The sequence below is a fragment of the Mucilaginibacter sp. genome, assembly GCF_028287845.1.
Lineage (GTDB): Bacteria > Bacteroidota > Bacteroidia > Sphingobacteriales > Sphingobacteriaceae > Mucilaginibacter.
In genome coordinates, this window is record NZ_JAQBOW010000015.1 from 1 (window position 1) to 11,575 (window position 11,575).

Genomic DNA, 11,575 nt, shown 5'->3' on the forward strand with positions numbered 1-11,575 from the left:
TAACCCCTAACGAAATTGTACCCGCACCTGCACAAGGTGTTTTAGCTATACAGATACGCGAAAGCGATACCGAACTGTTCGGGGCCCTGCAGGTGCTAAACCACCCCGATGTTGCCGAAGAACTGGCAGTTGAGCGTACCGTGCTAAAATTATTTGGCGGTGGTTGTCATTTACCACTAGGTTGTTATTGTCGCCGCGAGGATGGCGCGTTCCAGGTGTTTACCTCGAAAGCTGAGACCGGCGAGGATTTTCCGGACCGTTTATTTTTAGAAGTCGACAAAACCGATGGCCTGGCCGAAAAGGTTATTGCAGCTTTTAATCCCCAGCGTAAACTACCAACAAGCGTATTTATATCGCGCGAGATATCTGAGCAAAGTTATTTCCGCAAAGCGTTAGAAAAACATAATATACAGATAGAAGGGCGGTCTATGATACGTACCGTACCGGTTATTACCAAGTTGGATTCGTACATATTAAAACAGATAGACTGGATATTTTTCTCGAGCAAAAATGCTGTTGAATACTTTTTCAAGTTAGCGCCGCATTTACCCAAAGATGTAAAGTTTGGCGTAATGGGGGGCGGATCGGAAGAAATGCTGCGTAAAAAGGGGCATTTTGCGGCTTTTACAGGTTTAGGAGTTGATCCGGAAGGTGTAGCTGCCGAATTTGCCAAAGTAGCCAATGGAACGCAGGTATTGTTTCCGGGTGCTGAAGAATCATTAAGAAGCATACAAAAAGGCCTGTCAGCCGACACAAAGGTTATAGATATTTCTGTTTACGAAACTGTGCTGGAAGACGAAGTAGAAAGATCGGCTGCCGAGGTGCTGGTATTTACCAGCCCGTCAAACGTGGATGCTTATTTCGCTGATAATTTAATGGACCCGTATCAAAAAATTATTGCCATAGGCAAATCAACCGGTAAAAAGTTTGATGAGATGGGCGTAAAATATGTACTACCTTTCTCGCCCGATGAAGTTGGGCTGGCAGAGGCCGTGTTTGGGATATAAGGATGTTATTAGGTCATTACGTCATTAGGTCACTGAATAGTGAAAATGACTCAATGACTTAATGACCCAATGAAACAATTTATGTTACAACGACCAAGAAGAAACCGTAAGAGTGAAGTTATACGCCAAATGGTGCAGGAGACACATATTAGCGCTGCTAACTTGATATTTCCCTTGTTTATTGTGGAGGGTAATAACCAAAAAACAGAGGTGGCGTCAATGCCGGGTATCTTTAGATATTCGATAGATAATTTGCTGCGCGAGGTAGAGAGTTGCATGAAACTTGGTTTAAATTCTTTTGACCTGTTCCCTAACATCAGTGAAGAGCTGAAAGATAAATATGCAAGCGAAAGTCACCGCGAAGAGAGCTTGTACCTGCGTGCTATCCGCGAGGTTAAAAAGAACTTTCCTGAAGCTTGTGTAATCACCGATGTAGCGATGGATCCTTACAGCAGCGATGGCCACGATGGCATTGTAGAGAACGGCGAAATACTAAACGATGAAACTTTAGAGGTTTTAGGCAAAATGGCATTGGCCCATGCGCAAGTTGGAGCAGATATTATTGCGCCAAGTGATATGATGGATGGGAGGGTAGGTTATATCCGCCGTACTTTAGATGATGCAGGTTTTAAGCACGTTTCTATCATGTCGTATTCGGCTAAATATGCCAGCGCGTTTTATGGTCCGTTTAGGGATGCGTTGAATTCTGCGCCAAAGTTTGGCGATAAAAAAACCTACCAGATGAACCCGGCCAACCAGCGTGAAGCTTTAATAGAAGCACGTTTAGACGAAGCAGAAGGTGCCGACTTTTTAATGGTAAAACCCGCGCTTGCCTATCTTGATGTAATAAAATTAATAAAAGACGATACGGAATTACCTGTAGCCGCTTACAATGTAAGCGGCGAGTACGCCATGATAAAAGCCGCCATACAAAAAGGTTGGCTTAATGAACAGCGTGCCATTACTGAGGTGTTAACCAGCATCAGGCGTGCCGGCGCAACAGCGATATTAACGTATCATGCTAAAGAGGTGTTGGAGAATAAATGGATTTAGGTTAAGTCAAAATTCAAAAGTAAAAAGTCAAAATCGACTTGCTTTTTGAATTTTGAATTTTAATTTTTGACTTAATAAAAATGTTAGATTCTATAAAAAAAATGTTTTCGGGCGATGAGGATTTACCGGTAAATAAAACTGGTAAGCCGGATATCAGCAGGGAAAAATCTGCGGAGTTATATGCAAAGGCTCAAACGTTTTTTCCGGGTGGGGTTAACTCGCCGGTTAGGGCGTTTAAATCTGTATATGGTACGCCGCTTTTTATAAAAAAAGGTGATGGCTGTCGCATTTGGGATGCAGACGATAACGAGTTTATTGATTTTTGCTGCTCATGGGGCCCACTGATCCTGGGGCATAATCATCCAAAAGTTAGAGAGAAGGTTATTGATGTAATGCAGAATGGCATGTCATTTGGCGCACCAACTGCTTTGGAGAATGAACTGGCCGAACTGATCCTAAAAAATAATAAATTCATACAGAAACTGCGTTTTGTAAGCTCGGGCACCGAAGCGGTTATGTCGGCCATCAGGTTGGCACGCGGCTATACCAAACGCGATAAAATATTAAAATTTGAAGGTTGCTATCATGGGCACTCAGATTCTTTATTGGTTAAAGCAGGCTCTGGCCTGGTTACTTTTGGCGAAACATCCTCAGCTGGCGTACCCAAAGCATTTGCTGATGAAACGATAGTTATCGGCCTAAATGATACCGAAGCATTGCAAAAAGCATTTGCCGAATTTAAAGACCAGATAGCCGCTGTAATTATTGAGCCTATCCCGGCTAATAATGGCCTGCTGCTGCAAACCAAAGAATATTTGCAAGTACTGCGCGATATTTGTACAGCAAACGGAACGCTATTAATATTTGATGAGGTGATATCAGGTTTCCGCATCGGTTTTGAAGGAGCTGCCGGACATTATCAAATTAAGCCGGATATTATTACTTATGGTAAAATTATAGGCGGCGGCTTGCCGGTTGGCATGTACGGTTCATCTGCCGAAATCATGGGGCATATCTCGCCTGATGGCGGCGTTTACCAGGCAGGTACCCTATCAGGCAATCCGATTGCTATGGCGGCAGGTATAGCACAATTAAGTGAATTATTACGTATGGGCTTTTACCGCGATCTCCATAAAAAAACAGAAGAATTTACAGAGGCCATACAACGTTTTGCAACCGCGCGTAGCTATAAGTTTAAAGTATTTAGTATTGGTTCTATATTCTGGTTTGCATTTACTAACCAGGAATTGATAGGCAAAGCCGAAGAAATAGATCCAACAAGTATGGAGAAATTTAAAAAGCTGCACCGGGAATTAATAAACCGGGGTGTTTATTTAGGCCCGTCGGGGTACGAGGTTGGGTTCATTTCATCTGCACATACCAAGATTGATTTAGAAAAAGCAAAAAGAGCTATATTTGATAGTCTTGACTTGGTATTCAAAGATAAATAAACGTTTATGAAAAGATCATTCGTTATTTTTTATGCACTTATAACCTATGCCGTTGCTGAATTAATTTGGTGGGGATATATGCTGGTTAGGCTACAACCCGGCCGTATGGGCATGATAATGGGCGAGGGTATGGTGTTTGTTATTGTGTTTTTGGTAGGGGCGTATAACTTGCATAAATCGTTTAACAGGGAACAAAGATTGCAGGAGCAAAAAAAGAATTTCCTGCTTTCGGTAACGCACGAATTGAAATCGCCGCTGGCATCTATTAAGCTACTGTTGCAAACCATCCAGAAAAGAGACCTGAATAAAGTGCAAGTGCTTGATTTTATCAGCAAATCATTATTGGATATTGAGCGTTTGGATGATATGGTAGAAAATATGCTGCTGGCATCAAAAATTGATAATAGCTCATACACTTTTCCTAAAGCAAGCTTTAATTTATCGGTATTGGTGGATAGTATAGTGAACCGCTTACAGGTAACTAAATGCGATTCTAATCAAATGATAATCAATGCCGATATAGAACCAAAAATTGAAATAACCGGTGATAAGTTCGCGCTTACATCAGTAGTTACTAATTTGATAGAGAATGCTATAAAATACTCTAAACCTTGCGAGGCAGTGGGTGTTAAGCTATTCTCTAAAGAAGGCAAAATTCATTTACAGGTGGCTGATCATGGTATTGGCATAGCAGATGAAGAAAAAAGCCGTATTTTCGATAAATTTTATCGCGTTGGCAGTGAGGATACGCGTAATACTAAAGGTACCGGCCTGGGTTTATTCATTGTAAAACAAGTACTGGATAAGCACGAGGCAAGCATCAGGGTCAAGGACAATCGCCCTGGAGGAAGCATATTTGAGGTTGTTTTTGGATTAACATAAATTACAATTAAATGCCAAGAAAAAGAATTTTACTGGCCGAAGATGAAGAACATCTTTTAGAAGCAATTAAACTTAACCTTGAGTTAGAGGGTTACAAGGTATCAACCGCCAGCAACGGCAAAAAAGCCCTGCAGATATTTAAAGAAGAGCGTTTTAACCTGGTTATACTGGATGTTATGATGCCCGAAATTGACGGCTTTGTAGTTGCAGAAACTATAAGGTTAGAGAACTCTGAAGTGCCCATCATGTTTCTAACCGCTAAAAACACCAACGAGGATAAAATAGCCGGATTAAAAAAAGGTGCGGATGATTACCTAACTAAGCCATTTAACCTGGAAGAGTTGATACTACGGGTTAATAACCTAATTAAGCGCAGCTTAAAAGGCGATGACCTGAAAGAATTTAACAGCTATAAAATAGCCGATAAAACTATTCATTTTAACTCGTTCGAATTGGTTAATGGCGATGGTTCTATAACCCCGCTAACTAAAAAAGAAACCATGTTATTAAAGTTGCTGATAGAGCGCCGTAATGACGCGGTATCGCGTGAGCAAATACTGGAAACCGTATGGAACTATGATGTATACCCATCAACCCGCACTATTGATAACTTTATTTTAACCTTCCGTAAGTATTTTGAACCTGATCCTAAAAATCCGGTTTATTTTCACTCTATACGTGGTGTTGGCTATAAATTTACAGATCAGCATTAATTAATGTTTACAAACAGGGCACGCATTTTTGTTATAGGCGCTTTTGTTATTATGCTGGCAGTAGCTTTACACCTGCGGGTATATGAAGTTGCTGCTGTAATTGTACTATTTATAGGCTTACTGGTATGGGGTTATTTTAAGGAAGGAACTATTATACTGGCAGCCAAAGCTTTCCATAATAAGGATTATGACAAAGCCGAATCGCTATTACGACAAGTGCCTAATCCTGGCTGGTTAAGCAAAAAGCGCCGCGGATTTTATGAGTTTATATTTGGAGGTGTATGCCTGCAAAAGCAGAATTTTGATGAGGCCGAAAAGCATTATGAAATAGCCGCGCAATATCCGTTACGATCAGCAAACGACCATGTTGCCGCTTTGGTGCATGTAGCTAATATTAGCATAAGGCATAATAATTATGAAAAGGCAAAAGCTTATTTGGCATTGGCCGATAAGCACCAGGAGAAAATAACATCCAAAATGAAAGAGGTAATAAGCCGACTTCATAAGGAGTTGGATAATAAATAATTTATAAAAGAGACATGAATCAAGATAATTAACTATCCAATCTTGCATCTTGATTCTTGTCTCTTGATTCTAAAAACACATGAGAGATTCATTACTAATAAAAGCTGCATTTTCTGAGAAAACCGAACGCCCACCCGTATGGATGATGCGCCAGGCAGGCCGTTTTATGCCCCAGTACTGGGAAATAAAAAACAAATATTCTTTCCTGGAGATGTGCAAAACGCCGGAGCTGGCTGCGGATGTTACGATGCTGCCGGTTGATCTGTTGGGCATTGATGCCGCCATCTTATTTTCAGATATATTGGTTACCGGCGAGGCTATGGGCGGCGATTTGAGCTTTACCCAAAACATAGGCCCTAAGTTTGCCAATCCAGTACGCACGCAGAAGGATATTGATAATTTGAATACTGATTGTATTAGCGAATTGCAATATGTTGCTGACGCGATAAAGGTTATTCAGCAACGGTTAAAGGGCAGTATTCCGCTTATAGGTTTTGCAGGCGCGCCCTTTACGGTAATGAGTTATTTGGTTGAGGGTGGATCATCAAAAGATTTTAAGCTGACTAAACTAATGCTGCATAATGAGCCCGAAATGGCACATCAGCTACTGTCAAAGATCGCGACTGTAACAGCCGATTATTTGAACCTGCAAATAGCAGCCGGCGTAAACGCAGTACAAATATTTGATAGCTGGGCACAGGCTTTGGCATGGGATGATTATAAAGAATTTTCGCATCGCTATATTGCCGAGATCATCAGCAAACTAAATAGAAAAGATATCCCGGTAATTTCTTTCTGTAAAGGTAGTTCGGTTTTCGCGCCATTAATGGCAGAGGCTAAGCCTGATGTTATTTCGATAGACTGGAACGTTGACTTGCTGGATATTAAAAAGCGCTTACCACAAGGTATAGCTGTACAGGGCAATTTAGATCCGCATATTTTGTATGCTGATAAGAAAGTTATCAAAGAAAGAATATACCGCTTGTTTGACCGTATGAAAGGCGAGAACGGATTTATATTTAACCTGGGTCACGGCATTATGCCCGATATACCCTTTGATAATGTGAAGTATGCGGTAGAAGTGATAAAAGAATACAAGTATTAACCCGAAAATTGGTGTACAATTATATTCTTGCCATACACATTATATTTGTAGTCTGCTGGATGGCGGGGCTGTTTTATATGGTGCGCCTGTTTATTTACCATACCGAAGCGCAGGATAAGCCCGAGCCCGACCGTACCATACTTTCCAAACAGTTTGAAATAATGGAAAGTAAATTATGGTGGATCATTACTACCCCATCCATGTACCTGGTTTTGGCTGCCGGTATTACTATGCTGTGTATTGCACCGGTTTGGCTGCAATTTGGGTGGATGCATATTAAACTAACATTTGTTATATTTTTAATAGCCTATCATTTTATCTGTCAAAATAAAATGAACCAAATGCGCAAAGGCATTTACAGATGGACCTCTACCCAATTACGTTTATGGAATGAACTGGCAACCCTGCTATTATTCGCCATTGTATTTTTAGTAGTACTTAAAAGCTCGTTAAACTGGATATTCGGCGTGGTGGGTATTATAGCTTTTTCGCTTGTGCTGATGTCGGCAGTGAAAGTGTATAAGTATTATAGGACGAAGAAATAATACGGGTAGTTGTCATTTCGACGAGGAACAAGGAGAAATATTACGCCTTACCTATCATCGTTAAAGATTTCTCTCTGTCGTTCGAAATTACATAAGAGAATTTATTCCTTTACCACAATCCCATTCTGTATCACCATCTTCACCTGCTTAACTGCTTTTATATCCTCAACCGGATTTCCGTTAACTACAACAATATCCGCCAGGTAACCCGCTTTAATACTTCCTAAATTCTTCAATCCAAAAACATCGGCGTTTACAGACGTTGATGAGCGTAATACATCTAAAGGCTTCATGCCATAATCAACCATTAATATCATTTCGCGCGAGTTATCACCATGCGGAAACACGCCAACATCGCCACCCATACAAATGGTAACACCGGCTTTTAGTGCTTCGGTAAAAATATAATGCTTTTGTTTAACTCTTGCCGGATCAGCGTCCACACCTTTTTTCCAACCAGTGTAACTTGCAATTGCTTCTGTAGCAGATAAGGTTGGGCATAGTGCTATGCCTTTTTCTTTCATCAGCTTAAATAATTCGGGTGTGCCGCCGTCGCCATGCTCAATGGTGGTTACACCCGCCATAATAGATCGACGCATACCCTCTGTTGTGCCAGAGTGTACCGCCACTGTTCGTCCGCTGCTTTTAGCTACTTCAACAGCCGTTTTTAGTTCTTCTGCAGTAAAAGTTGGGGCGTTGCCATTTATTCCCCAGCCATAATCGGCATATAACTTTATAACATCGGCACCATGCCCAATTTGTGAGCGTACCGCATGGGTAATACCCTCTAAGCCATCGGCTTCCTCGCCGCCCTTAATCAGGGTTAGTTCTGCTACTTCGCTTTTAGGACCGTAACTACCGGTTGCAACAATAGCGCGGGTGGCTACTAACATTCGTGGTCCGGGTATAATTCCCTTTTTTATGGCTGATTTTAACCCTGCATCATCATAACCCGCACCTTCGGTACCAAGATCCCGTACAGTTGTAAAGCCAGCCATTAAAGTTTCGCGGGCATGTACTACGGCGCGCGCAGTACGCTCGGCACGACTCTCGGTCATTACCTGGTCGTTCCAGCTTACTTCATTATAAGGGTGCAGGAATAGGTGAGAGTGCCCCTCAATAAGCCCGGGCAATAAAGTCATACCCTTCAAATCAATAATTTTTGCTGATGCCGGTGCGGTAATACTCCCTGGTTCGCCCGCAGCTTCAATATGGTTGTCTTTTACCAATACCCACCAGCCATTGTGCATTTGCTGTCCGTCGAAAACGCGGTCGGGCTTTAATAAAATATAGGCATTATTTGTTATTCGCTGCGCGAAGATGGGTGCGCAGCATAAAAGAATTAGGAGGTTAAAAAGTAAACGCTTCATCATTATTATCCTTATTTGGTGCTTAAAATTAAACAAATAAAAAATATTTGTAACCCCGTGCAACCATTTGGTGTACTAACTATCATCTTGCCTTTAAATGGATGCTACTTATACCTGCTTGTACAATTGACGAATCACCCACTCAATATTATTAAAAAGGCGGGCTGTTAACTAACAGCCTTTTGCCGATTTATCTATATTTGCTGCATGGCATCCACCCCCTTTTTACAAGCAATAGCTATAACTAAAACTTATCCCGGCGAGCGTATCGCGGGGTTAAAAAAAACCAGCCTATCTATCCAACCTCAAAAAATAACAGCCATAATAGGCGAGAGCGGTAGCGGGAAAAGCACCTTATTGAAATTGCTTTATGGTTTGCTTTCGCCCGATGAGGGTGAGATGCAATTTAAAGGCGAGCGCATTTGGGGACCCGAAGAAAAGCTGATACCCGGCCATGATGCCATGAAAATGGTTACCCAAGATACCGACGGCCTTAACGTTTATGCTAAAGTGTGGGATAACATTGCCGTATTGATGCCCAATACCGATGTTGCCGCCAAAGAGGAAAGAACCAACCAGGTACTAAAGCAGCTTAACATATTGCACCTTGCCGATAAACAGGCTTTTTTTTTAAGCGGGGGGGAGAAGCAGCGTGTATCCATTGCCCGTGCCCTGATAACCCGTCCCGAAGTGTTGTTGCTGGATGAACCCTTTAACCAGGTGGATACTTCGTTTCGCGAGGGGTTGCAGCAGGATATACGGCAGATAGTACATGATACAGGTTTAACCGTTATCATGGTATCGCATGACCCGGCCGAGGTGCTGTCTATGGCTGATGAGTTAATTGTATTAAAAGATGGGGAGATCATAGAGGCAGGGCACCCGAAGACCTTATATCAAAACCCGCAGAATTTATATACAGCCAGGCTGTTAACCAACTGTAATATATTAAGCCACCAGGATGCTGCTTATTGCGGCATAAGCACCAAGGCCGATAATATAGTAATATACCCTGAATGGGCCACCCCAACCGGTAGCTGGACGCGTAAAGACTGGGCCGTAAAGCAAGTGCTGTTTAAAGGCAGCTATGAGGACCTGCTGGTAGAAAAAAAACACATCACCCTGCGCTTATTGAATGACCAGCCCGGTAAATATCAGGTGGGCGATAAGGTGCATATTAAGATTGGGAAGTATTTGGAGTTTTAGTATTACCCTGATTGGTATTTATAGATGGAACCAAATGCTGAAATATCAAAATACATGCGGTCTAACCTGATCCCACCTGGTCCCACCTGAACTACCTGGTACTACCTGAACCGACCAACCTGAAGGCGTATAAGCAGAAAGCCTGACCCGCAGGGGAATGCCCTGATTTAGTGATCGGTGATTGGAGAATAGCGAGTAGTTATATCCCGGCTTTGGTAAATCTACCATTCACCCAATCAACTTAATCCAACCGCTCACCCCCGATACAAAAACTTTTTTGCCTAACCACTTGAATATCATAAAATAACTCCGTACTTTTGCAGTCCCTAAAACTGCCCTCCAATGTAGGTTGGCAGCCGGGAATTAAAAAAAACAAAACAAGAAAGCAAGAATGCCTACTATCAATCAATTAGTTAGAAAAGGTAGAGTAGCTCTGGTTGACAAGAGTAAGTCGCCAGCGTTGGACAGCTGTCCACAGCGAAGAGGAGTATGCACACGCGTGTATACCACTACCCCTAAAAAACCAAACTCAGCAATGCGTAAAGTTGCCCGTGTGCGCTTAACCAACGGAAAAGAAGTAAATGCTTACATCCCTGGCGAAGGTCACAACTTGCAAGAGCACTCTATTGTGTTGATCCGTGGTGGTCGTGTTAAAGACTTACCTGGTGTACGTTACCACATCATCCGTGGTGCGTTAGATACTTCTGGTGTTGCCGGTCGTAACCAACGTCGTTCAAAATATGGTACTAAACGCCCAAAACCAGGACAGGCAGCTGCTCCGGCTAAAGGTGCTGCAAAGGGTAAAAAGAAATAATTAAAGGAGGATAGTAATAATGAGAAAATCAAAACCGAAAAAAAGAATCCTTCTTCCTGATCCAAAATTCAATGATATTTTGGTAACCAGGTTTGTAAATAACATGATGTTTGATGGTAAAAAATCTACCGCCTACACTATATTTTATAACGCAGTTGATATTGTTGAAAAGAAAACCAACGAAAGTGGTTTAGAAACCTGGAAAAAGGCTTTAAACAATGTTATGCCTGCAGTTGAAGTGAAGAGCCGCCGTGTTGGTGGTGCAAACTTCCAGGTACCTACCGAAGTAAGACCAGAGCGTAAAATAGCTTTAGGCATGAAATGGTTAATTAGCTATGCCCGCCGTCGTGGAGAAAAAACCATGATGGAGAAATTGGCCGGCGAGATCATATCAGCAGCTAAAGGTGAAGGTGCAGCAGTGAAAAAGAAAGAAGATACGCATAAAATGGCCGAGGCTAATAAAGCGTTCTCACACTTTAGGTTCTAATTAGTGAATTATTGAATGAGTGAATGAGTGAATAGGTGAGTTTTTAATTAAACATTCACTCATTCACTCACTCGCTCATTCACTCAATATAAAACAGATGTCAAGAGATCTAAGATATACAAGAAATATAGGTATTGCCGCTCACATTGATGCCGGTAAAACTACTACTACCGAGCGTATTCTTTACTATAGCGGTGTTAGCCACAAAATAGGCGAGGTACATGAGGGTGCAGCTACAATGGACTGGATGGCGCAGGAGCAGGAACGTGGTATTACCATTACCAGCGCTGCAACAACTGTAGATTGGAAATACAGGACTCAAACTTACCACATAAACATTATTGATACACCCGGACACGTGGATTTTACCGTAGAGGTAAATCGCTCGTTACGTGTATTAGATGGTTTGGTTTTCCT

At 42.0% G+C, this 11,575-nt stretch carries 13 protein-coding genes; 12 read left to right on the forward strand and 1 reads right to left on the reverse strand.

The window, feature by feature from the left end:
- The 8 genes from JWP71_RS01500 to hemJ all read left to right on the forward strand — a co-directional run.
- Positions 1–1,007, forward strand: a 1,007-nt coding sequence (locus JWP71_RS01500) for a uroporphyrinogen-III synthase (protein WP_299496300.1), incomplete at its 5' end; no start/stop codon positions are given.
- Positions 1,008–1,088: 81 nt separating this feature from the next.
- Positions 1,089–2,060, forward strand: a complete 972-nt coding sequence (hemB, locus tag JWP71_RS01505) for a porphobilinogen synthase (protein WP_299496329.1) — start codon at positions 1,089–1,091, stop codon at positions 2,058–2,060.
- 80 nt (positions 2,061–2,140) lie between these two features.
- Complete coding sequence (gene hemL, locus JWP71_RS01510; protein ID WP_299496302.1) at positions 2,141–3,511, forward strand: glutamate-1-semialdehyde 2,1-aminomutase; 1,371 nt, start codon at positions 2,141–2,143, stop codon at positions 3,509–3,511.
- 6 nt (positions 3,512–3,517) lie between these two features.
- Positions 3,518–4,393, forward strand: a complete 876-nt coding sequence (locus JWP71_RS01515; RefSeq protein ID WP_299496304.1) for a HAMP domain-containing sensor histidine kinase — start codon at positions 3,518–3,520, stop codon at positions 4,391–4,393.
- An 11-nt stretch (positions 4,394–4,404) separates the two neighbouring features.
- Complete coding sequence (locus JWP71_RS01520; protein ID WP_299496306.1) at positions 4,405–5,106, forward strand: response regulator transcription factor; 702 nt, start codon at positions 4,405–4,407, stop codon at positions 5,104–5,106.
- 3 nt (positions 5,107–5,109) lie between these two features.
- Complete coding sequence (locus JWP71_RS01525; RefSeq protein ID WP_299496308.1) at positions 5,110–5,631, forward strand: tetratricopeptide repeat protein; 522 nt, start codon at positions 5,110–5,112, stop codon at positions 5,629–5,631.
- Positions 5,632–5,710: 79 nt separating this feature from the next.
- Entirely contained in the window at positions 5,711–6,736 is a 1,026-nt protein-coding gene (gene hemE / locus JWP71_RS01530) for a uroporphyrinogen decarboxylase (RefSeq protein WP_299496310.1), read from the forward strand.
- A gap of 11 nt (positions 6,737–6,747) precedes the next feature.
- On the forward strand, positions 6,748–7,281 hold the full coding sequence (gene hemJ, locus JWP71_RS01535; protein WP_299496312.1) for a protoporphyrinogen oxidase HemJ: 534 nt from the start codon (positions 6,748–6,750) through the stop codon (positions 7,279–7,281).
- A 101-nt stretch (positions 7,282–7,382) separates the two neighbouring features.
- On the opposite strand, the gene JWP71_RS01540 is transcribed toward hemJ, so the two are convergent.
- Positions 7,383–8,654, reverse strand: a complete 1,272-nt coding sequence (locus tag JWP71_RS01540) for an amidohydrolase family protein (protein ID WP_299496314.1) — start codon at positions 8,652–8,654, stop codon at positions 7,383–7,385.
- Between the two features lie 204 nt (positions 8,655–8,858).
- On the opposite strand from JWP71_RS01540, the gene JWP71_RS01545 reads away from it, so the two are divergent.
- From JWP71_RS01545 to JWP71_RS01560, 4 genes are all read left to right on the forward strand, one after another.
- Entirely contained in the window at positions 8,859–9,857 is a 999-nt protein-coding gene (locus JWP71_RS01545; RefSeq protein ID WP_299496316.1) for an ABC transporter ATP-binding protein, read from the forward strand.
- Positions 9,858–10,248: 391 nt separating this feature from the next.
- Positions 10,249–10,671 carry a 30S ribosomal protein S12 gene (gene rpsL / locus JWP71_RS01550; RefSeq protein WP_299496317.1) on the forward strand — a complete coding sequence of 141 codons (423 nt, stop codon included), beginning with the start codon at positions 10,249–10,251 and terminating at the stop codon, positions 10,669–10,671.
- Positions 10,672–10,690: 19 nt separating this feature from the next.
- Positions 10,691–11,158, forward strand: a complete 468-nt coding sequence (gene rpsG / locus JWP71_RS01555; protein WP_144246508.1) for a 30S ribosomal protein S7 — start codon at positions 10,691–10,693, stop codon at positions 11,156–11,158.
- A gap of 97 nt (positions 11,159–11,255) precedes the next feature.
- A partial coding sequence (locus tag JWP71_RS01560; protein WP_299496326.1) for a GTP-binding protein occupies positions 11,256–11,575 on the forward strand: 320 nt, incomplete at its 3' end.